Source organism: Enterobacter cloacae complex sp. 418I7 (genome assembly GCF_050030705.1).
GTDB classification, from domain to species: Bacteria; Pseudomonadota; Gammaproteobacteria; order Enterobacterales; family Enterobacteriaceae; genus Enterobacter; species Enterobacter intestinihominis.
Window position 1 is genome coordinate 918006 of the sequence record NZ_JBLGUU010000001.1, and the last position, 20512, is coordinate 938517.

The 20512-nt window shown below is 50.8% G+C and carries 23 protein-coding genes and 1 tRNA gene; 21 read left to right on the top strand and 3 right to left on the bottom strand.

Annotated elements, in window-relative coordinates; translation table 11 throughout:
* The first annotated feature begins 5 nt into the window (after window positions 1-5).
* Window positions 6-1163 (top strand): DDE-type integrase/transposase/recombinase, encoded by a 1158-nt coding sequence (locus ACQG0S_RS04360; RefSeq protein ID WP_023305267.1) that lies wholly within the window; start codon window positions 6-8, stop codon window positions 1161-1163.
* Window positions 1164-1245: 82 nt separating this feature from the next.
* On the opposite strand, the gene pepD is transcribed toward ACQG0S_RS04360, so the two are convergent.
* Window positions 1246-2703 carry a cytosol nonspecific dipeptidase gene (gene pepD, locus ACQG0S_RS04365; RefSeq protein WP_048965735.1) on the bottom strand — a complete coding sequence of 486 codons (1458 nt, stop codon included), beginning with the start codon at window positions 2701-2703 and terminating at the stop codon, window positions 1246-1248.
* A 258-nt stretch (window positions 2704-2961) separates the two neighbouring features.
* Between pepD and gpt the strand changes: the two genes are divergently transcribed.
* The 3 genes from gpt (at window position 2962) to crl (ending at window position 5227) form a co-directional block, all read left to right on the top strand.
* The gene (gene gpt, locus ACQG0S_RS04370; protein ID WP_003863205.1) at window positions 2962-3420 is read left to right on the top strand and encodes a xanthine phosphoribosyltransferase; all 459 of its coding nucleotides are present in this window, start codon (window positions 2962-2964) and stop codon (window positions 3418-3420) included.
* A 104-nt stretch (window positions 3421-3524) separates the two neighbouring features.
* Complete coding sequence (frsA, locus tag ACQG0S_RS04375; RefSeq protein WP_038415404.1) at window positions 3525-4769, top strand: esterase FrsA; 1245 nt, start codon at window positions 3525-3527, stop codon at window positions 4767-4769.
* Between the two features lie 56 nt (window positions 4770-4825).
* Complete coding sequence (gene crl, locus ACQG0S_RS04380; RefSeq protein WP_022647149.1) at window positions 4826-5227, top strand: sigma factor-binding protein Crl; 402 nt, start codon at window positions 4826-4828, stop codon at window positions 5225-5227.
* Between the two features lie 131 nt (window positions 5228-5358).
* Here the strand turns inward: crl and phoE are convergent, their stop codons facing one another.
* On the bottom strand, window positions 5359-6411 hold the full coding sequence (gene phoE / locus ACQG0S_RS04385) for a phosphoporin PhoE (protein WP_022647150.1): 1053 nt from the start codon (window positions 6409-6411) through the stop codon (window positions 5359-5361).
* 305 nt (window positions 6412-6716) lie between these two features.
* On the opposite strand from phoE, the gene proB reads away from it, so the two are divergent.
* The 7 genes from proB (at window position 6717) to ACQG0S_RS04420 (ending at window position 12451) form a co-directional block, all read left to right on the top strand.
* A complete protein-coding gene (gene proB, locus ACQG0S_RS04390) occupies window positions 6717-7820 on the top strand; it encodes a glutamate 5-kinase (RefSeq protein WP_015571369.1) in 1104 nt (367 codons plus the stop codon).
* Between the two features lie 11 nt (window positions 7821-7831).
* Window positions 7832-9085 (top strand): glutamate-5-semialdehyde dehydrogenase, encoded by a 1254-nt coding sequence (gene proA / locus ACQG0S_RS04395; RefSeq protein ID WP_426750054.1) that lies wholly within the window; start codon window positions 7832-7834, stop codon window positions 9083-9085.
* A 111-nt stretch (window positions 9086-9196) separates the two neighbouring features.
* A tRNA-Thr gene (locus tag ACQG0S_RS04400) sits at window positions 9197-9272 on the top strand.
* A gap of 166 nt (window positions 9273-9438) precedes the next feature.
* Window positions 9439-10653, top strand: a complete 1215-nt coding sequence (locus ACQG0S_RS04405; RefSeq protein ID WP_020686322.1) for a tyrosine-type recombinase/integrase — start codon at window positions 9439-9441, stop codon at window positions 10651-10653.
* A gap of 146 nt (window positions 10654-10799) precedes the next feature.
* The gene (locus tag ACQG0S_RS04410; protein WP_063137843.1) at window positions 10800-11465 is read left to right on the top strand and encodes a hypothetical protein; all 666 of its coding nucleotides are present in this window, start codon (window positions 10800-10802) and stop codon (window positions 11463-11465) included.
* 180 nt (window positions 11466-11645) lie between these two features.
* The gene (locus ACQG0S_RS04415; RefSeq protein ID WP_071891605.1) at window positions 11646-11858 is read left to right on the top strand and encodes a helix-turn-helix transcriptional regulator; all 213 of its coding nucleotides are present in this window, start codon (window positions 11646-11648) and stop codon (window positions 11856-11858) included.
* 20 nt (window positions 11859-11878) lie between these two features.
* Window positions 11879-12451 carry a BRO-N domain-containing protein gene (locus ACQG0S_RS04420; protein WP_047363604.1) on the top strand — a complete coding sequence of 191 codons (573 nt, stop codon included), beginning with the start codon at window positions 11879-11881 and terminating at the stop codon, window positions 12449-12451.
* A gap of 48 nt (window positions 12452-12499) precedes the next feature.
* On the opposite strand, the gene ACQG0S_RS04425 is transcribed toward ACQG0S_RS04420, so the two are convergent.
* On the bottom strand, window positions 12500-12691 hold the full coding sequence (locus ACQG0S_RS04425; protein ID WP_032677338.1) for a toxin-antitoxin system HicB family antitoxin: 192 nt from the start codon (window positions 12689-12691) through the stop codon (window positions 12500-12502).
* A 132-nt stretch (window positions 12692-12823) separates the two neighbouring features.
* Here ACQG0S_RS04425 and ACQG0S_RS04430 point away from each other — a divergent pair, with 132 nt between their 5' ends.
* The 10 genes from ACQG0S_RS04430 (at window position 12824) to ACQG0S_RS04475 (ending at window position 20436) form a co-directional block, all read left to right on the top strand.
* Complete coding sequence (locus tag ACQG0S_RS04430) at window positions 12824-13012, top strand: host cell division inhibitor Icd-like protein (RefSeq protein WP_074142828.1); 189 nt, start codon at window positions 12824-12826, stop codon at window positions 13010-13012.
* Window positions 13005-13880, top strand: coding sequence for a tyrosine-type recombinase/integrase (locus ACQG0S_RS04435; protein WP_063137844.1), 876 nt, complete (start codon window positions 13005-13007; stop codon window positions 13878-13880). The genes ACQG0S_RS04430 and ACQG0S_RS04435 overlap by 8 nt, the downstream gene beginning before the upstream one ends.
* Before the next feature lie 115 nt (window positions 13881-13995).
* Window positions 13996-14199 (top strand): hypothetical protein, encoded by a 204-nt coding sequence (locus ACQG0S_RS04440; protein ID WP_020686326.1) that lies wholly within the window; start codon window positions 13996-13998, stop codon window positions 14197-14199.
* A 9-nt stretch (window positions 14200-14208) separates the two neighbouring features.
* Window positions 14209-14523, top strand: a complete 315-nt coding sequence (locus ACQG0S_RS04445; RefSeq protein WP_048965734.1) for a DUF4222 domain-containing protein — start codon at window positions 14209-14211, stop codon at window positions 14521-14523.
* Complete coding sequence (locus ACQG0S_RS04450) at window positions 14520-16283, top strand: DNA primase family protein (protein WP_048965733.1); 1764 nt, start codon at window positions 14520-14522, stop codon at window positions 16281-16283. The genes ACQG0S_RS04445 and ACQG0S_RS04450 overlap by 4 nt, the downstream gene beginning before the upstream one ends.
* Before the next feature lie 413 nt (window positions 16284-16696).
* On the top strand, window positions 16697-16870 hold the full coding sequence (locus ACQG0S_RS04455; protein WP_014830800.1) for a hypothetical protein: 174 nt from the start codon (window positions 16697-16699) through the stop codon (window positions 16868-16870).
* Entirely contained in the window at window positions 16867-17652 is a 786-nt protein-coding gene (locus tag ACQG0S_RS04460; RefSeq protein WP_048965732.1) for a hypothetical protein, read from the top strand. The genes ACQG0S_RS04455 and ACQG0S_RS04460 overlap by 4 nt, the downstream gene beginning before the upstream one ends.
* A 34-nt stretch (window positions 17653-17686) precedes the next feature.
* A complete protein-coding gene (locus ACQG0S_RS04465; protein ID WP_065421685.1) occupies window positions 17687-18178 on the top strand; it encodes a DNA-binding protein in 492 nt (163 codons plus the stop codon).
* A gap of 530 nt (window positions 18179-18708) precedes the next feature.
* The gene (locus ACQG0S_RS04470; protein ID WP_039271618.1) at window positions 18709-19872 is read left to right on the top strand and encodes a DUF262 domain-containing protein; all 1164 of its coding nucleotides are present in this window, start codon (window positions 18709-18711) and stop codon (window positions 19870-19872) included.
* On the top strand, window positions 19873-20436 hold the full coding sequence (locus ACQG0S_RS04475; protein WP_048965731.1) for a HEPN domain-containing protein: 564 nt from the start codon (window positions 19873-19875) through the stop codon (window positions 20434-20436).
* Window positions 20437-20512: the final 76 nt, after the last annotated feature.

Below are 20512 nucleotides of genomic sequence, written 5' to 3' on the forward strand. Positions count from 1 at the left end.
TCGCTATGCCCTGGACTGAGACCCGACCTATGCAACGCCTTGATTTTATCCGTGCCTGCCATGCAGGTACGGATTCTTTTTCTGCCCTCTGCCGTCTCTTCGGCATCAGTCGAAAAACCGGTTACAAATGGCTTCAGCGTTTTGACCCCTCTGACCTGTCATCTCTCTCTGACCGGTCGCGTGCTCCGCACTCCCACTCCCGGACAGTTCCTGATGATATCGCCGGGCAGCTTACGGCCCTGAGGCAAAAACACCCTGACTGGGGCCCCAAAAAACTGCGGATGTGGCTGCTCAATCATCACGTCGATTTTACCGTCCCCGCTGCCAGTACTATCGGCGATATCCTCAAGCGTGAAGGCCTGGTTCCGGATAAAAAGCGAAAACGCAGAACCCCGGGCAATCGCCAGCCCCTGACCATCATCAGTGAGAACAATCAGGTCTGGAGCGCTGATTTTAAAGGCAAGTTCAGGCTGCTGAGCCGGAAATACTGTCATCCCTTCACCCTCACCGACAATCACAGCCGGTATCTTCTGAGCTGCCGGGGAGCAGACCGGGAGAGCGAGCCCTTCGTCAGGCAGTGCCTGACGGATGCGTTCCTGGAGTACGGTCTGCCGGAAGTCCTGAGAACGGATAATGGTCAGCCTTTCGCAGGAACAGGTATCGCCGGGTTAAGTCGCCTTGCAGTCTGGCTGATAAAGCTGGGCATCAGACCGGAACGCATCAGAAAGGGGCATCCGGAAGAAAACGGCCGTCATGAGCGAATGCATCGTTCGCTGAAAAGTGCAGTAAAACAGGGCAACATATTTATGACGATGGAAGAACAACAGCGGTGGTTCAGTGGCTACCGGGAAGAGTTTAACTACGAAAGGCCACATGAAGCCCTGGCGGGTGCAACGCCCGGAACGGTATGGCAACCCTCAGGCCGGCACTGGGATGGCAGGGTTCCTGAATATGCTTATCCGGAAGGAGGTACGGTCTACAGGGTGAAATCAAGGGGGACACTCTATATGGGGAAAAAGGGGACGGTGTTCCTGAGTGAAGCGCTGACTGATGAGTACATCATGCTGGAAGAACAAGATGATGGCCTGGAGGCCATCATCTTTAATGGAATAACGCTTGCGTACTACGACCGAAAAACCCAGAGTGTGCTCCGGATAGACTGAAAAGTGTTACCTATGTTCCCGGTCTGATCTGTTACCTATGTATCCGGTCATACAGAAGCGCCACCGGGCATCAAACGGCTTATTACTTAACAGGGATTGCTTTCAGCAGCTCAGTCAGCAGCGTCCAGTAGTGACCGACGCTTTCAATGTGAACCTGCTCATCCGGGGAGTGTGGCCCCGTAATGGTCGGCCCGATGGAGACCATGTCCATATCCGGATACGGTTTCTTGAACAGACCACATTCCAGACCCGCGTGAATAACCTGAATGTTCGGGGTGCTGTTGAACAGTCTCTGATAAGTTTCACGCACCAGTGCCATGACCGGAGAACTTGCATCCGGCTGCCAGCCAGGGTAGCTGCCTTTTGCAGACGTTTTCGCGCCCGCCAGGGTACCCAGAGATTCCAGCATGCTCACAACGTACTCTTTACCGCTGTCGATCAGGGAACGGATCAGGCAAATGATCTCTGCGCTGTCGTCGCCCATGGTCACTACGCCCACGTTCAGGGAGGTTTCAACCACGCCTTTTGCAACGTCAGAATTGCGGATCACGCCGTTTGGCGTTGCGTTCAGCAACTGGACGAACGTGTCACGAGACTGTGCGGTCAGCGCGGCTTTATCCGTTGTAACGGACTCCAGTACCACCGTCAGGTTTTTCTCTTTCTCAGACAGCTCGTTTTTCAGGATATCCAGATACAGGCTGGAGAGTTTTTTCAGCTCTTCCGCTTTCGCCGCAGGCACCGCCACGGTCGCGAAGGCTTCGCGAGGGATCGCGTTACGCAGAGTGCCGCCGTTGAAGTCCACCAGACGCAGATCCAGTTCAGCGGCATGGCCCGCCAGGAAACGCGCCAGCAGTTTGTTGGCGTTGCCCAGGCCCAGGTGAATATCACCGCCGGAGTGACCGCCTTTCAGCCCTTTCAGCGTCAGCTTAAAGGTTTCGAATCCGGCAGGAATCGCTTCGCGGGACAGCGGCAGGGTAGAGATGAAATCGATCCCGCCCGCGCAGCCCATGTAGATCTCACCTTCTTCTTCGGAATCGGTGTTGATCAGAATGTCCGCTTGCAGCCAGTTTGCCTGGAGACCGAACGCGCCATCCATGCCCGCTTCTTCAGTCATGGTCAGCAGCACTTCCAGCGGACCGTGTTCAACGCTGTCGTCAGCCAGCACGGCCAGCGCGGAAGCCATACCAATACCGTTATCTGCGCCCAGGGTCGTGCCGCGCGCCTTCACCCACTCACCGTCGATGTACGGCTGAATCGGGTCTTTTGTGAAGTCGTGAACGGTGTCGTTGTTTTTCTGCGGAACCATGTCCAGGTGCGCCTGCAATACCACTGGCTTACGGTTTTCCATACCTGCGGTGGCAGGTTTGCGGATGAGAATATTGCCAACCTGGTCACGCTCAGCGTGCAGACCTTTTTCCTTTGCCCAGCCCATAATATGTTCGGCAAGCTGTTCTTCGTGATAGGAAGGGTGCGGAATAGAGCAGATTTTGGCAAAAATATCCCACAGCGGCTGTGGAGATAATTGAGACAGTTCAGACACGATAGGTCTCCTTGTCGTTGCGCTGCAAAACAATGTTGCAGGTCACTGGGTTAGCAGGTTAATCGTTACCACAAGACGGGCTTGCGAGATGCATCTGAGAATACCACTTTCTCCCGTGGCTGGTAGCATTAAGCATGTAAAAACTCAGGCTCATGGCGCGTAACACTGGTTTTTAGTGCGTCAGATCTCTATAATCTCGCGCAACCTGGTTCACCCTCATTTTTTTAAGCCGTATATAAACAGGCTGGGACACTTCACATGAGCGAAAAATACGTCGTCACCTGGGACATGTTGCAGATTCACGCACGCAAACTGGCTGCGCGTCTGATGCCTTCCGAACAGTGGAAAGGCATTATTGCCGTCAGCCGTGGCGGTCTGGTACCGGGGGCGCTGCTGGCACGTGAGCTGGGTATTCGTCATGTCGATACCGTATGTATCTCCAGCTATGACCACGATAACCAGCGTGAGCTGAAAGTTCTGAAGCGCGCGGAAGGCGACGGTGAAGGCTTTATCGTTATCGACGATCTGGTGGACACCGGCGGTACCGCTGTGGCTATCCGCGAAATGTATCCAAAAGCGCACTTCGTCACTATCTTCGCGAAACCAGCGGGTCGTCCCCTGGTTGATGATTACGTCATTGATATCCCTCAGGATACCTGGATCGAACAGCCATGGGATATGGGCGTGGTCTTCGTACCGCCTATCTCTGGCCGTTAATTTCAGTACGTAACTTTACACGTCCGGTTATGCCGGGCGTTGTTCTTTTTACCCTGCCACGCGTTACAATGGTCTCCAAGTGATGTATCCATGGAGGCAACGCAATGGCGCAGGCGAATCTCACCGAAACTCTTTTCAAACCCCGTTTCAAGCACCCTGAAACCTCGACGCTGGTGCGTCGGTTTAATCCGGGGACCATGCCTGCTGTACAGTCAGCGTTAGATGGTAAAAACGTGCCCCACTGGTATCGCATGATTAACCGCCTGATGTGGATCTGGCGTGGTATCGACCCGCGCGAAATCCTCGACGTGCAGGCGCGTATCGTGATGAGCGAGTCTGAGCGCACCGACAGCGATCTCTACGACACGGTGGTGGGCTACCGTGGCGGGAACTGGATCTACGAATGGTCAAAGCAGGCCATGCTCTGGCAGCAAAAAGCGAGCCAGGAAGAAGATGCCACTCTCAGCGGCAAACACTGGCTGCATGCGGCAAACCTTTACAGCATCGCTGCATACCCGCATCTGAAAGGAGACGAACTGGCGGAGCAGGCCCAGGCGCTGGCAAACCGGGCTTATGAAGAGGCCGCCCAGCGGCTGCCTGGCCGGATGCGTGAAATTGAGTTCGCCATTCCCGGCGGTAGCCCGGTGACTGGATTCCTGCATATGCCGGAGGGGGAAGGCCCGTTCCCGACGGTTCTGATGTGCGGCGGCCTGGATTCGTTACAAATTGATTATTACAGCCTGTATGAGCGCTACTTTGCCCCAAACGGGATCGCCATGCTGACGCTCGATATGCCATCAATTGGTTTTTCATCCAAATGGAAACTTACGCAAGACTCCAGCCTGCTGCACCAGCATGCATTAAAAGCGCTGGAGAATATCCCCTGGGTTGACCATACCCGGGTAGGTGCGTTTGGCTTCCGCTTTGGCGCTAACGTCGCGGTACGGCTGGCCTACCTTGAATCTTCCCGCCTGAAGGCCGTCGCCTGTCTTGGCCCGGTAGTGCATGCACTGTTAAGCGATCCTGCGCGTCAGGGTAGCGTTCCTGAAATGTATCTGGACGTGCTGGCGAGCCGACTTGGCATGCATGATGCTTCAGATGAAGCGTTGCGCATTGAACTTAATCGGTATTCATTAAAAACGCAGGGCTTGCTGGGCCGCCGTTGCCCAACCCCGATGATGTCCGGTTTCTGGAAGAACGATCCATTTAGCCCGGAAGAGGAGTCACGCTTAATCACCTCGTCATCTTCGGATGGCAAATTGCTGGAGGTACCCTTCAGCCCGGTGTACCAAAATTTTGACAAAGCGCTTAAAGAGATCACACGCTGGATCACGCAGAGATTGTGTTAATAGTTTGCTAAATTTCGTTGGTTTGGTAAAACAGTGCTTCACAAAAGGAGATCGCAATGACGTTACCGAGTGGACACCCGAAAAGTAGACTGATTAAGAAGTTCATGGCTCTTGGCCCGTATATTCGAGAAGAGCAGTGTGAAGAGAATCGCTTTTTTTTCGACTGCCTGGCTGTTTGCGTCAACGTGAAGCCTGCACCCGAAAAACGTGAGTTCTGGGGCTGGTGGATGGAAATGGAAGCACAGGAAAACCGTTTTACCTATAGCTATCAGTTTGGCCTGTTTAATAAAGACGGGCACTGGCAGGCGACGAGCATCAAAGATCAGGAAGTGATCGATCGCCTGGAGCATACGCTAAAAGAATTTCACGGCAGAGCTCGCGACCTGCTGGCAACGCTGGATCTGAAGCTGGAGCCTGCGGACGATTTTTCCAGCGAAGCGGTGAAACTGAGAGCCTGATGATGTCACAGCGCCGGGTGGCGGCTACGCCTTACCCGGCCTAAAAACGTATTACTCCGTAGGTCCGGTAAGCACAGCGTCACCGGGCACAAAAAAACCGGCTCAGCGCCGGTTTTTTTATTACCACAACATCAGAACTGGTAGGTCATGCCCAGCGCAACGATATCATCGCTGCTTACGCCCAGTTTATTATCGTCATCGATCTGGTTGATTTTATAATCAACAAACGCAGACATGTTTTTGTTGAAATAATAGGTTGCACCTACATCGATGTATTTCACGATATCTTCATCGCCGATGCCTTCGATATCTTTGCCTTTAGACTGCACGTAACCCAGAGATGGGCGCAGACCAAAGTCAAACTGATATTGCGCAACCACTTCGAAGTTTTGCGCTTTATTTGCAAAACCACCGGAAATAGGGGCCATATTACGGGTTTCAGAATAGAGAGTGGCCAGATATATATCGTTGGCATCATATTTCAGACCGGTCGCCCAGCCTTCTGCTTTTTTACCTTCGCCGCGTGCCTGAAGGTTTTGCTCATTGGTGCGATCGGAGCTGGCATACGCACCAATCACAGAGAAATCGCTGCCGCCGAAGTCATAGCTCAGGGAGGTACCGAAGCCGTCGCCGTTTTGCTTCTTCACGTCGCGGTTTTCATTTTTACCCTGGTATTGCAGGGTCATATTAAGACCGTCAACCATGCCAAAGAAATCGGTATTACGGTATGTGGCCAGACCGGAAGCGCGTTTCGTCATGAAGTTATCGGTCTGCGCCAGGCCGTCACCGCCGAACTCCGGGAACATATCGGTGTATGCGGCGACGTCATACAGCGCACCCAGGTTACGACCGTAATCAAAAGAACCAAAATCTTTCAGTTTAATACCCGCAAATGCCAGGCGCGTTTTTTGAGAAGAGTCGCTTTCTGCTTTGTTACCCGCGAACTCTGCTTCCCAACGTCCGTAGCCCGTCAGCTGATCGTTAATCTGCGTTTCACCCTTAAAGCCAAAACGAACGTAAGTCTGGTCACCATCCTTCGCGTCATCATCACTGAGGTAGTGCATTGCTTTTACTTTGCCGTACACGTCCAGTTTATTACCGTTTTTATTATAAACTTCCGCTGCGTGAACAGATGTGGATGCAACTACGCCCATTACCACTAATGCCAGAGTGCTCTTTTTCATTTTCAATCCTGATTTTATAAAAACGCGCTAATATTCGCTGAGCAATAAGATTCAACTTATTACCCCGTGAAAAACAGGAAGGGTTTTATCGTTAGTGGGTGAACGTTTTATGACAAAGTAAGAATATGTCTAAAAAAGTATGTTTTAATTTTTCGGTAATAAAATTGTCAAAATCTGCCGCTACGCTTCCTGATCCCGCGCAACAAAGTGACGGGTGATGTGCTAAGGCAGTTGGCAACGGGGCTGACACCTGTTAAAACGTCTGACTGACATCATTTTCCCTTATTGTTGAACGGCAGAGAATCATGAGTGACAGCCAGACGCTGGTGGTAAAACTCGGTACCAGTGTGTTAACAGGCGGATCGCGCCGCCTTAATCGTGCCCATATCGTTGAGCTTGTACGTCAGTGCGCTCAGTTGCATGCCGCAGGGCATCGTATTGTGATTGTGACCTCCGGGGCGATTGCCGCCGGGCGTGAACACCTGGGCTACCCCGAACTCCCCGCGACGATCGCCTCCAAACAGCTGCTGGCCGCCGTAGGACAAAGCCGACTCATACAGCTCTGGGAACAACTGTTCTCCATTTATGGCATTCACGTCGGGCAGATGCTGCTGACGCGTGCGGATATGGAAGACAGAGAACGTTTCCTGAACGCCCGCGATACGCTGCGCGCGCTGCTGGATAACCATATCGTTCCGGTCATCAACGAAAACGACGCTGTTGCCACCGCTGAAATCAAAGTAGGCGACAACGATAACCTCTCTGCGCTGGCGGCGATCCTGGCAGGGGCCGATAAGCTGCTGCTTCTGACCGATCAGCAGGGGCTGTTTACCGCTGACCCGCGTTCCAATCCACAGGCAGAACTGATCAAAGACGTTCACGGCATTGACGATGCGCTGCGTGCCATTGCGGGAGACAGCGTTTCTGGTCTTGGGACAGGCGGTATGGGCACCAAGCTCCAGGCTGCGGACGTGGCGTGCCGGGCCGGTATCGACACCATCATTGCCGCGGGCAGCCGTCCGGGCGTGATAGGTGATGTGATGGAAGGCATTTCTGTGGGCACACGCTTCCACGCCCAGGCGTCCCCGCTGGAAAACCGCAAACGCTGGATCTTTGGCGCGCCCCCGGCTGGTGAATTGACCGTGGATGAAGGCGCGACCGCCGCTATTCTGGAAAGAGGAAGCTCGTTGCTTCCAAAAGGAATTAAAAGCGTGACAGGCAACTTCTCGCGTGGTGAAGTGATCCGAATCCGTAACCTTGAAGGTCGCGACATCGCTCATGGCGTAAGCCGTTATAACAGCGACGCGCTGCGTCGGATTGCTGGCCACCATTCCCAGCAGATCGACGCCATCCTGGGCTATGAATATGGCCCGGTTGCCGTGCATCGCGACGACATGATTATTCGTTAAGGAGCCAGAACATGCTGGAACAAATGGGCGCAGCCGCGAAAGCCGCCTCGTATAAACTGGCGCTCCTTTCCAGCCGCGAGAAAAACCGTGTGCTGGAAAAAATCGCTGATTATCTGGAATCCCAGTCGCAGGAAATTTTGCTCGCCAACGAGCAGGATCTGCTGGAAGCGCGTCGCAACGGCTTGAGCGAAGCGATGCTCGACCGTCTGGCATTGACCCCGGCGCGTCTGAAAGGTATCGCCGATGACGTCCGTCAGGTGTGCAACCTCGCCGACCCGGTAGGGCAGGTGATTGACGGTGGGGTGCTCGACAGCGGGTTACGCCTTGAGCGTCGTCGTGTGCCACTCGGCGTCATCGGTGTGATTTACGAAGCGCGTCCAAACGTGACGGTGGATGTCGCCTCCCTGTGCCTGAAAACCGGTAACGCCGCTATCCTGCGTGGCGGGAAAGAGACCTGGCGCACCAACGCCGCCACGGTGAACGTCATTCAGCAGGCGCTGGAAGAGTGCGGCTTACCGGCGGCTGCCGTGCAGGCGATTGAAAGCCCTGACCGCGCGCTGGTCAACGAGATGCTGCGCATGGACAAATACATCGACATGCTCATCCCACGCGGCGGCGCGGGCCTGCACAAGCTGTGCCGTGAGCATTCCACCATTCCGGTCATTACCGGCGGTATCGGCGTATGCCATATCGTGGTGGATGGCACCGCGGAGATCGAACCTGCGCTGAAGATTATCGTCAACGCTAAAACTCAGCGTCCAAGCACCTGCAATACGGTGGAAACGCTGCTGGTGCATCAGGGCATCGCCAGTACCTTCCTGCCAGCGCTGAGCAAGCAGATGGCGGAAAGTGGCGTTACGCTGCATGCGGACGAGAAGGCTCTCGCCCTGCTGAAAGACGGTCCGGCGAAGGTCGTTCCGGTTAACGCGGAGCAGTACGACGATGAGTATTTGTCGCTGGATCTGAACGTGAAGGTAGTTGCGGATCTCGATGACGCTATTGCGCACATTCGTGAACACGGAACCCAGCATTCTGACGCGATCCTGACGCGCACCCTGCGCAATGCCAATCGGTTTGTGAATGAAGTGGATTCGTCTGCGGTTTACGTGAATGCCTCGACGCGCTTCACCGATGGCGGCCAGTTTGGTCTGGGTGCAGAGGTGGCTGTGAGCACTCAGAAGCTGCATGCCCGCGGTCCGATGGGGCTGGAAGCACTGACCACCTACAAGTGGATCGGCTTCGGTGATGATACCATTCGTGCGTAAATAATCGCGGGTGATGCAAAAATAGCCGTTTGATTCAAAAGGGCATTGACGCATCACCCGGTTAGATCTACTCTTTTGCCCCGTGGTTACGCTCGTAACCGGCCTTTCAGGGCCGATATAGCTCAGTTGGTAGAGCAGCGCATTCGTAATGCGAAGGTCGTAGGTTCGACTCCTATTATCGGCACCATTCTAACGTCTCCCCAAGTCTACTAAAGTTCACTGAAACCCCTTATACTCTGCGCTTTACAGCCCCTTTTAGTATTTCTACGTCTACTAAAGTTCCCTGAAATCTACGGTCGTTTGGGGGTACTTATGGGGGTATATGCTGTTCGGTCTAGAGGAGGTACCCCCAAGTGAAACTAAACGCCCGGCAGGTGGATGCCGCCAAACCTAAAGATAAGCCTTACAAGCTGGCTGATGGTGGTGGTTTGTATCTCCTGATTAAACCTAATGGCGGCAAATACTGGCGGCTCAAGTATCGTGTAGCCGGCAAAGAGAAGCTGTTAGCGCTTGGTGTGTATCCTGAAGTCACATTGGCCGATGCTCGGGCAAAACGTGAAGAAGCGAAAAGGGGTATCGCTGGGGGTATAGATCCTATGGAAGCGAAACGGGAGGAGAAGATTGCCCGTGAAATTCAGTTAAACAACACCTTCAAAGATATTGCCCTTGAGTGGCACAGCAGCAAACTAAAAAAATGGTCTGCTGGTTATGCTTCAGACATCCTCGAAGCCTTCAATAAAGATGTGTTCCCATACATTGGCAAAAAACCAATAGCAGAAATCAAACCGCTTGAACTGTTGAATGTGCTACGGCGCATTGAAGGGCGCGGCGCTACCGAAAAGGCAAGAAAAGTTAGGCAGCGCTGTGGGGAAGTTTTCCGTTACGCAATAGTTACCGGTCGAGCTGAGTATAACCCCGCCCCGGATCTCACCAGCGCGATGCAAGGGCACGAGTCCAATCATTTTCCTTTCCTCACACCTAAAGAATTGCCTGATTTCTTCAATGCGTTGTCAGGATATTCAGGAAGCGAGTTAGTAGTTTTGGCTGCTCGTTTGCTGATTATCACCGGATTGCGTCCCGGCGAACTCCGTGGGGCATTTTGGGATGAAATCAATATCAGTAAGGCGGTCTGGGAAATACCCGCCTCACGCATGAAAATGCGTCGCCCTCATGTGGTGCCATTGTCCAGGCAAGCTCTTACGCTTATTGGTCAGATCCAAGAGCTAACAGGCAATTACCCGCTTGTGTTCCCAGGCCGTAACGATCCGCGAAAAACAATGAGTGAAGCCAGCATAAACCAAGTCTTTAAGCGGATTGGCTATAACGGAAAAGTCACCGGGCACGGTTTCCGGCACACCATGAGTACCATCCTGCACGAACAGGGCTACAACACCGCGTGGATTGAAACGCAGCTGGCACACGTCGACAAAAACTCTATACGAGGAACGTACAACCACGCCCAGTATCTGGATGGCCGCCGCGAAATGCTCCAGTGGTATGCCGACTATATGGAGGCGTTGGAAAACGGCGAAAATGTAGTGCACGGAACGTTTGGGAAAAGCGCATAACTGTATGTATAGACAGTGCTAATTGACAGTAGTAGACTTCGGTAGACGAACAAAGAATAGGCTATGTCTAGGCTGATCCCCGAAAACCCGTACACCTCTGCGGGCTGGCATAGCCGCTCAATTAATAGAGGGCGTGAGGTGACGTAATGTTCGATTTACCGGTGCATATTGGACGCTTGCGAATTGTATCTTTAGATCAGGCAGCCTTAGTTATGGCTGGAATATCTGAAAAGGTTGATAGCGTACAAAAAGCAGTAGAAGGGAATTATATAGGACATGAACAGGCATCTATTTACAAGGAAACCATCATACAAGCCATTCAGCTAAAGGAATTAAAGCCACTTCAAGCTTTCAAGTTAGCTGATTATAAATATGGTCTACCTGAGGCCGTCAGATTAAAAGTAGATGTTGAATCTATAACTCTGGATACTCCGATTGTTAATGCAACCTTCCTCGCAAAGGATATCTGGCCTTGGGTTGCTAATGAAATTGAGAGTGGTTTAAGGATGATTGATAGCCACTCCGCTGATTTAGATTCCGAGCAGTGCAATGAAGATTTACACGAACCCACCCAGTGGGGCAACTTCGCTGGCAAAGACACAGCACTCAAATTGATAGCCGGAATGGCAATTGCTCTCGAGAAAAGTCAGGGGAAATATCTACGTGGTGGAAAATTAAACAAATCTGAGGTGGCAAGGACTGCGACTAAACTGATTAATGACCATGGAGACGGTATCGATGTAACCAGTAAGGCACTGATTATGTTGATAGATGAAGCTCTTGAGCTTCACGCTTCCAAAATTTCGAAGTAAATACTTCCAAAACTGACGCCGCACTTCCAAACCTTGTTTTACAGGTTCTAAAAAAACCTGTAAAACGGATCCACTCTCGCAGTTGTCACTTCCAATTAAAATCATACCGACTTCCACACAGCTAATCTGATATCTGGTTGAATTTAACTCGTACACCACAATAGACGTTATGAGGTAAATATGTCCCACTCTTTAATCAGATTGGCTGAAGTACAAAAACGCACTGGATATAGCAAGGCTTGGATCTATCGTCTTCTTAAAGACAATCGCTTTCCTAAATCGGTCAAGATTGGTTCTCGAGCCATCGCATTTGTTGAAAGTGAAGTTGATGATTGGATAAGCCAGCGTATCGAAGAACGTGATGCATTAATTTCCACAAAACCTCAACTGTAACTTAGCCCGGGAAATTTATTATGACTAACAAAAATGCCCTAGCCGGGCAGGGTTTCGCTCAACCTGAAAACAGCAGTGATGATATTTCGGTCATTAAATTTGAGGCCGCGAAAGTCCGTATTGTTAAGATCAACGGTGAACCGTGGTTCGTTGCAAAAGATGTTTGCGCGGCGCTGGAACTATCCAATTCACGCATGGCGTTGCAGGCTCTGGATGATGACGAGAGAAATACCGTAACTTTAACTTACGGTATTCGCGGGAACCCAAATCATAGCGCTGTCTCTGAATCTGGTTTCTACAAGCTGATCGCCCGCAGCCGTAAAGCTATTACGCCGGGCACATTCGCCCATCGTTTCAGTAATTGGGTATTTCGCGAGGTTATCCCTTCTATCCGCAAGACTGGCTCTTATGGTGTGCCGTTCGCGTTCCTGAACGACTTTAGCCGGCGCATGGCTGCTTATCAGCAGGAGGCCAGCAAACGCGGGTATAAGTTGCAGCAGTGTAAGGGGGCAAAAGAAGCTCTTGAACAAGAGGAGATTCAGCTGTGGCGTAAGTATCAACCCGAGTTACTGAAGGAAAATAGCGATGATTAAAAAGGCAGAAAGAAGCCGGGATTATTACCCGGCTCAAAGGCTGATGGATCAGCCTTTAGGCTCTATGCCTTGTTTACGGAGCTCAGCGCGGGCAAGTTCCTTCATCCAATTACCAAGGCTCATACCTGCGCGCTCAGCTGCTTCATTCAATTGCTGGCGCAGTTCTGGATTAATTCGAATCTGGAAAGTAGGCGACCAGCCCTCACCCTTAGGTGTTTTATCTCGTTTTGCAGTTGACACGTACGTACATAACCTCATAGTATGGTTTTTGTTATGTACGTACGTTAGCACGGCGTACATTGAAAAGACAACGCCCCAGACTGTTGGAGCAGTACCGGGGCGTCTAACCAAAACGTTAGTTGAGGTAACATTATGGCTTGCACTAAGTCTACCCAAACACGCCCTGAATTTACATGGCGTTTTCTCACCTTGGGCGAATTCACAAATCAGATCGTCAATGTTACTGCTTCCACCGAGCGCGAAGCACGCGAAAAAACGCCCGCAGGTTGTGTCTGTATTCTGGTGTGTCGTTTTCGCGTTGAGGAGGTACAGCATGTTTAACCTCCAGACCCTGACAGCAAAAGCACGCGAGCTGCGCGGTAACGTGGTAAAAGCTACTACCACGAAAGGCACCCGCACCATGACCCCCGTTTACGAACGGGAAGAGCAGCGCAAACTGCGCGAGCGCATCCAGCAGACCCAGCCGGACTGGATTTTACTCTGGTGGGATATTGCGACCGTTACCGGCTGGCGTACCAGCGACGTGTGCAACTTCCGTTACTCCTGCATCAACTGGGAAACCGGCATAGCAACAATTATCGTAGCGAAGCAGACCAAAGCAGCAGAAGCCAGAGCGACCCGTAAGGGGATCGAGATTGTTCGCCAGCAGCGTAAGGACGCTGCCCGGCTTGCTGGAGATCACATTGCCTACATGCACTGGGATAGCGTGAGCTGCGATGAACTGGCCGCCGGCATGACGGAAGAAGAACAGGCGATCGTGTTTGAGCTGGTGGCAAAGGCTGAGGTTAAGCACGATACCAAACAGCTGCCGCCGGGTATCATCAAACGACTGCGTGAACGCATGGAGCACAATCTTATCGGTGACGACCTGGTATTTTCCCGCAGCCAGATCGAAAGTAACCGTTGCCAGTCTCTGGAAGGTAGCGTGAGCCGCCAGACAATCTGGAAGAAACTGCACAACGTAATGCTGTGGTTTACCCGCGTCGTAAACACGCGTCTGCGCCTGAGCGCCTATTCCAGCCGCAAAATTGCCGCCTTTAATCTCATGTCCGCCGGCGGCGAACAGGGATTGCTGGTCGCCTCTGAAATGCTCGGGCACAGTAACCCGGCAATCACCCGAACTTACCTCCAGTTAGGCAGTAAGGCCTCCGCCATTCAATCCCGTCTGGCCATGGAGGTATCTGTATGAAAATGGTTATCCAATTTTGCCGTCTCGGCGCTTTTGCCGATCACGTATCTGAGCAATTAAATAGTGCGCGATATTGTTTTGCCCGCCAGTCATTAAGGGAAGGGGAGGTGAAATTATGACTCCTGTTTACGATCTGGTTCGCCGGGCCGACGGCAAAAACGTTTTCAGTTTCCCGGCCGGCGGCCGCTATCTGGTGGACACGTCAAATGGCCTGCAGTCGATGCGCCCCCTTATGGACGACGAGATCATTTTTACGGTGGAGAGTGCCGCGCGCTTTCTGAGGAAAATTGGTTATCAGGTAATCCCGCCAGCGGCGTGAGGTAAAAATATGACGATTAAAAATTCCGGCTTAGCTGCTGGTGGCCGCGCTCACCCTGAAATCAGGCCGGGCGATAAATGGAAGGACAGTCGGGGCAACATCGTAATTATCGAAAGTTACCGATTCGACAGAGTGACATATTGCCGCGAGGGGTACAGCTCACCGTGTTTTTGCACGCCAGAAAGACTGGTGCGGGAATTTGAATTTGTTTCTTCCGCGCCGGGCACCGGTGGAAGAGATATCGATCGGATTATGCGGGTGCAGGGCATCGAACGAATTCGGGTTATGCGGGAAATCATCAGGGAGCGAGGGAACAGAAAATGAAGAATGCACCAAATCTTAAAAAGCAGCCGGCGGATCTCATGGAGGAGTCAATCATCTTTGCCGGCGCCGATGCCTGGACGTTCGCCAAAGCATGGCAGGAAATGAACCCGATTGGCGACACGGTGCCGCCGGTTGTGCTGGATAAAAAGCAGCTGGCAGAGCTGGAGAATATCCGGATTGTGGATGATGGCCGGCTCTATGCCCGGGTTTGCCGTGGCGGGCATCTGACCGAACGGCAGATAACCATTCTCGCTACAAAGCTGGCGGTGGCTGGCGTGGAGCGCGCGCAATTCTACTCTGAAGGTTATCAGCTTCTGGAGGACTGGACGCCGCAGCTGCCGCGCCTCAAAGCCGATGCGGAAGCCGGCAAAAGCATGGTGATCGGCAAACCGCTGACGGATGTAAACCTCCGCGACCTGGCTGATAACGAAAAGGCGCTCATACTGGCCGCGCGTTACACCGGCATTGCAATCAACGAAAACAGCGAGGGCGTGTACGTCTACCGCGCCGGCATCTGGGAGAAAACGTCTTTGCTCGAGCTGAGCCGCGAAATGGTGGCTATCTACAACGAGAACAAAACCAACTTCAGCAAGCGCGCGATCAACAACGTTATCGATGCCCTGAAAATCGTTATCCCGGTAATGGGGGTGCCGCGGCGCAGCCTGATCCCCTTTGTTAACGGCGTCTACGATATGGAAACCGGCGTTTTCTGCGAACACAGCCAGGATAACTGGCTGACCAACCATAACGGCGTGACCTACACGCCGGCGGTGCCGGGCGAAAACCTCCGCGACCACGCGCCGAACTTCCATAAATGGCTAAGTTACGCATCAGATAGAGACGCAATTAAGATGCAGCGCATCGCTGCAGCGCTCTTTATGGTGCTGGCGAACCGGTACGACTGGCAGCTGTTCCTCGAGATAACCGGGGAGGGTGGCAGCGGGAAAAGCGTCTTTACCCATATCGCCACGATGCTGGCCGGCGCGCATAACACCGCCAGCGGGAACATGGCGGCGCTCGACAGCGCGCGTGGGCGGGCGCAGTTCGTCGGCAAAAGCATGATAACCCTTCCTGATCAGCCCAAATATTCAGGTGAGGGCACCGGGATAAAGGCGATAACCGGTGGGGATGCGGTGGAGATAGACCCTAAGCACGAGCACCAGTACACCGCCGTTCTGCGGGCGGTGGTTGTGGCCACGAACAACACGCCGATGATTTTCACCGAACGTGCCGGCGGCGTTTCCCGGCGCCGCGTAATTTTCCAGTTTAACCGGCGCGTCAGCGAGGAGGATAAAGATCCCGACCTGGCTGAAAAGATATCTGCTGAAATTCCTGTAGTGGTTCGCCGGCTGCTGGCGAACTTTGCAGACCCGGAAAAAGCGCGGGCGCTGCTGCTGGAGCAACGGAACAGCGAAGAAGCACTGGAGGTGAAGCAGAAAACAGATCCGCTTTATGCCTTCTGCGCGCATCTGGAGCTTCTGGTTGATTGCGTGGGAATGCTGGTGGGCAACCGTAACCCGCCTCATCGCCCCCGCATTTACCTCTATCACGCTTATCTGAAGTTTCTTGAGGCGAACGGTTTCGAGAAGCCGCTGACGCTGAATAAATTCTCTGAGGGAATGGAAAGCGCCATGCGGGAGTTTAATCACGAGTACCGCAAGGAGAGAAAGACCCGCGGCGTGGTGACGAACGTCGAACTTTCAGAGAGTGCGGAGGACTGGCTGCCGCAGGCGCACCCGTTAGCTGAGGAAAAAGGGTGAATGTTTAGATAAATATGGCGAAAGGTGTTCATAGTGTTCATTAACTGTTTAAAGTTTAATTAAATCAATAAGATTGACTATGAATACCTTTGTGTAAGGTATTCATAGGGTATTCATAGTGTTCATAGTTCCCTTTAACTCTGTGCTCATAAAGTAAACAGGAATATGAACACCATGAACACTTGTAACCTCGGTATGTAGACCGGTGTTCATAGGTTAATATATTGTTTTGTCTGTAATTTATCGCTTTTATGAACACCATGTATACCTTGAGGGCAAATTCTTTAAAACGCATCCACTCTTTTCGCGTTGTGCACCCCTGCAATTTCATTAACATCGTTTCATAAATCGCAATTAATTATTTGATTGTTGCGATTAATGGAACTTTAACGGTTGCTATAACAGGGGGCATCATGAGCAAGGTTAACGTTAAGCCCGTTCTGCTGAACGGGGAACAGATTCAGGCTCTGAAAACCATTCAGGAGAGGGAGCGCCAGAAGTCGGGCATGGGGATCGCGCCGTCAATCCATGCTGTTGCGCGCAAGGTATTTGATGCGGGTCTATCAAAAATGGAGGCAGGGCAATGAGCTACTCAATCAAAATTGGGAAACACAGTATCGAGCTGGCAGGTTATGCCGGTAAGGTTGTTGCGCCAAATACTCAGATGGCCGCTTTATTCCGTGGCATGGCGGGTGAACTCACCAGCCTGAGGACAACGGCGCAGCAGGCCGAAGCTGAGGCGGATTTGCTGGACGTTATCCGCAACGACCCGGATCTGAACGAACAGGCAAAAAACCGCAGGGCAGGTGAAGCCCGGAACCCGGACACGCTCAAAGACTTTACGCGCGGGGTGGCAGCCGTAAGCGAGCAGGCCGCAAATATTCTCGATTACCTGAAGAACAAGCTCGCTCCGGTTAATCCACTGGCAGCTGATGATGTTCAGGGGTTCATGCGTGACAGCGAAATGCGCCAGGCATTCGCAAGGCTGGATCGCCGCAGTCAGGAAAAAATGCTGCTGTCGATGCACAGTGGAAAGCATCAGGGACTGGCGGATGCCTTACTAAGGGCGCACGCGGTATGTTCCGGGCTCGATACGGAACAGCTAAAACGTCTCGCCTTCTCCCGTATCGCATCAGAGAACGGGCAGGTGATTAGCGCGGTAGCCGATCTGGTCGACGCGGTAAGGAAAGACGTCGCACAAATTACAGCTGTCCGAACCTGGTATAACAATCTCGTGTACGGGAAGAACGACGATCCATCAGATGTACAGCCACGCATGACCGGTCTTGATCAGTTAAGCGAACATGTCACCGCGATGCTCAAAGGCAGTCAGCGGCAGACACATTCAGAAGAGAAGCAGGCCGCCTGAGGGCGGCTTTTTTCTGCCCGGAGGGAAACACAGGATGCTGTTAAGTAAATCAGCCTACGCCAGGCATATGGGCGTTAGCCGGCAAACTGTTTACGGCTGGATAGCCCGCGGTGAAATTGTTATTTCAGGCGATAAAGTGGACGTTGACGCATCGCAGGCTAAACAAAATTCTGCCGGTGCTGGCGAACACCAGACTGAAATGACGTGGGCGCAGGCCGCCGCATGGGTATGGAAGCATGACGGCGGGAAAGCGCTGCCGGCAGATATTGATGCTGGCCAGAGGATAGAGGCAGCAGCTGCTGAGCTGGGTTTTGATGTTCAGCACGAACCCGAAGAGCAACTAATGATTCTCTTCCGGCCGGATGAAGAAACCCACAGCTTCTATGGCAAAGATCACATGGCTGGTGGTCTGCGTTTCCTGCGTTCCGAGCTGGCCTATGTCGCCGCAATGCATCCCGACACCCAGGATGACTGGAGCGAAACAGGATTAAAGGCACTCTGTCTGCTGGCAGGTGAAAAACTGTAAACCCCCGGCCAAACCTAACTCCTCTAACTTGACACTTTTTCGTGAAAAACAGGGAAAAGTGTCAACCCAACCTAACGGATCCTAACGTTCACGCACAACAGCTGCAGCCAACGTGTAAAGGGCTGATGCGAAGCAGGGCAGGTGTCAGCCTGTTATGGTTTGTTATGCCTCACCAGAAAAGTGTCAGCCGCTGCCGCTTCAGAAAACTTCAGGTGCAGATCGTGGGATGCGTCTGTCAAAACTTGTCACCCGCCGGCCCCGCTAGGAGGATTCGAGGTTATGTACATGCTAAGTTACAGTTGTGATGAAGTGTTAATCACATTGCCAACTAATCTTTTGGACAGAATATGGACATTCATTTTGCATGAATAACCGGTTAAATTTTGATAAGTTAGTTCACAAAGCATCGAAAATGTTGGGGCAGATCAAAAGCCAAGGTTAATGTGGACGTATGTTTCAATGCTCCACTTTCGCTGATAAATGTTTAAGGCTAAGATGCTACTAACAGCATTTCGCTAATGGAGATTTTTATGTCTTTACTTGATAATGATAACGATATTTTTGAAATAGAAGATGAAACATATCCAATTGATGAATTCGAATTAACAACTACTCCCAACGATTTTAACATGTTGACTATAATAAGTTTTATTAGGTCGAAAGTGTTTAAAATCCCTTCTTTTCAACGGCACTTTGTTTGGGATATAAAGAAATCCTCCAAGCTAATCGAGTCGCTGTTAATCGGCTTGCCAATCCCACAGATTTTTCTCTATGAAAAAGGTAAAAATGAGTTTTTAGTAATTGATGGGCAACAGCGTTTAATGTCACTATATTATTTCTTTAGTGGTAGATTTCCTAAAATGGAAAAAAGATCTGAATTAAGGAAAATTTTTGATAAGCATGGATATATACCAGATGAAATTCTGGCTGATGATGATTATTTTGTAAAGTTTAATCTTAAACTTGATGGTATTGTCGATGGTCAGTTAAATAAATTCAATGGAAGAAATTACGACACTTTAGGTGAGTTTCAAACGACGTTGAATCTCGCAACCATTCGAAACATGATTATAAGACCTGTTGCCCCGGACTCTGAAGATGGAGCAATGTTTGAAATTTTTAACCGTTTGAATAGTGGTGGTGTAAATCTTGCTCCGCAAGAAATTCGAATGAGTTTATATCATTCCGAATTTTTAGAGATGCTTTTAAACTTAAATGAGCATCCGCATTGGCGATTAATATTAGCTAAAAAAGTCATTGACGTACGATTAAATGATGTAGAAGCATTATTACGTTCCTTTGCGATGGCTATATACCTTGATAACTATAAAAGCTCTGTAAATGGATTCCTGAATAATTTTTCGAATGCTACGAAAAGCTTCCCCTCTCATTACATTGCATTTTATCAGGACTTATGGCGTGCCTTTATGGATGCCTGCTCCGATCTCAATGAAGAAAGTTTTAGAACAGGAGGAAGCCGGCTCAGTATCACACTCTTCGAATCTGTTTTTTCAGCTAGTGTTGAAGAATCACTACGTTCAGGGAAAATTGATATCAAAAAGATATCCCCTGCTTATATCGAACGTTTGAAATCTGATGCCGCCTTCATAGGCTATAGTACAGGAAAAACTACTAGAGGTGAGTTCGTTAGGGGACGAATTAAAAGGGCCAAAGAAATTCTCAAGGAGTTTTAAATGAACGAAATGGGGAAGCAGGCAATTGATAGTTTATACACGGATTTTGTAGAAAACTATGGGAGACTCATTGAAATTGGCGAAGTAAGCTTCGCCAACTCTTATAAATCACAGTTTGCTAAAGTGATTCTTCTGGCATGCGCCAGCTATTTTGAATCAGCAACAACACTTGTAATTCACTCAATGTTAAACCCAACACGTTGCAATATAACAAGACAATTCATTGAAAGTAAGGCTTTGAGTAGACAATATCACGCTCTTTTTGATTGGAATAATCGCTCTGTAAACAAGTTTTTTGCATTTTTCGGTGCGGAGTTTAAAGCTTTCATGGCTGCAAAAATAAGGCAAGATGCTGATATAAAAAGAAGCATAGATAATTTCCTTGAGTTAGGAGATTTACGAAACCAGTTAGCTCATGAAAACTATGCATTATTTAGATTGAATCTTACGCCTGAAGAAATTTATGAAAAATTTAATGATGCCCATACATTTATAGATAATTTAAATGGTTATATGAATGAATATAAGGAAGCGTTACAGGCTCAGTTGGCTCAAGAGCCATAGTGGCTATTCCAGAAAGTAATAAAGTTTAATAAATAGATTTATATAGTTTTTAACGTTTGTATGGATTTAAGGGGGT

Bases quoted from the DNA above. Each gene is read 5' to 3' on its own strand.
- ACQG0S_RS04410 (WP_063137843.1), top strand. From the start codon at position 10,800: ATGTTCGATTTACCGGTGCATATTGGACGCTTGCGAATTGTATCTTTA.
- gpt (WP_003863205.1), top strand. From the start codon at position 2,962: ATGAGCGAAAAATACGTCGTCACCTGGGACATGTTGCAGATTCACGCA.
- proB (WP_015571369.1), top strand. From the start codon at position 6,717: ATGAGTGACAGCCAGACGCTGGTGGTAAAACTCGGTACCAGTGTGTTA.
- ACQG0S_RS04360 (WP_023305267.1), top strand. From the start codon at position 6: ATGCCCTGGACTGAGACCCGACCTATGCAACGCCTTGATTTTATCCGT.
- crl (WP_022647149.1), top strand. From the start codon at position 4,826: ATGACGTTACCGAGTGGACACCCGAAAAGTAGACTGATTAAGAAGTTC.
- phoE (WP_022647150.1), bottom strand. From the start codon at position 6,411: ATGAAAAAGAGCACTCTGGCATTAGTGGTAATGGGCGTAGTTGCATCC.
- ACQG0S_RS04420 (WP_047363604.1), top strand. From the start codon at position 11,879: ATGACTAACAAAAATGCCCTAGCCGGGCAGGGTTTCGCTCAACCTGAA.
- ACQG0S_RS04440 (WP_020686326.1), top strand. From the start codon at position 13,996: ATGACTCCTGTTTACGATCTGGTTCGCCGGGCCGACGGCAAAAACGTT.
- ACQG0S_RS04450 (WP_048965733.1), top strand. From the start codon at position 14,520: ATGAAGAATGCACCAAATCTTAAAAAGCAGCCGGCGGATCTCATGGAG.
- ACQG0S_RS04415 (WP_071891605.1), top strand. From the start codon at position 11,646: ATGTCCCACTCTTTAATCAGATTGGCTGAAGTACAAAAACGCACTGGA.
- ACQG0S_RS04475 (WP_048965731.1), top strand. From the start codon at position 19,873: ATGAACGAAATGGGGAAGCAGGCAATTGATAGTTTATACACGGATTTT.
- proA (WP_426750054.1), top strand. From the start codon at position 7,832: ATGCTGGAACAAATGGGCGCAGCCGCGAAAGCCGCCTCGTATAAACTG.
- ACQG0S_RS04470 (WP_039271618.1), top strand. From the start codon at position 18,709: ATGTCTTTACTTGATAATGATAACGATATTTTTGAAATAGAAGATGAA.
- ACQG0S_RS04460 (WP_048965732.1), top strand. From the start codon at position 16,867: ATGAGCTACTCAATCAAAATTGGGAAACACAGTATCGAGCTGGCAGGT.
- frsA (WP_038415404.1), top strand. From the start codon at position 3,525: ATGGCGCAGGCGAATCTCACCGAAACTCTTTTCAAACCCCGTTTCAAG.
- ACQG0S_RS04455 (WP_014830800.1), top strand. From the start codon at position 16,697: ATGAGCAAGGTTAACGTTAAGCCCGTTCTGCTGAACGGGGAACAGATT.
- ACQG0S_RS04430 (WP_074142828.1), top strand. From the start codon at position 12,824: ATGGCTTGCACTAAGTCTACCCAAACACGCCCTGAATTTACATGGCGT.
- ACQG0S_RS04465 (WP_065421685.1), top strand. From the start codon at position 17,687: ATGCTGTTAAGTAAATCAGCCTACGCCAGGCATATGGGCGTTAGCCGG.
- ACQG0S_RS04445 (WP_048965734.1), top strand. From the start codon at position 14,209: ATGACGATTAAAAATTCCGGCTTAGCTGCTGGTGGCCGCGCTCACCCT.
- ACQG0S_RS04435 (WP_063137844.1), top strand. From the start codon at position 13,005: ATGTTTAACCTCCAGACCCTGACAGCAAAAGCACGCGAGCTGCGCGGT.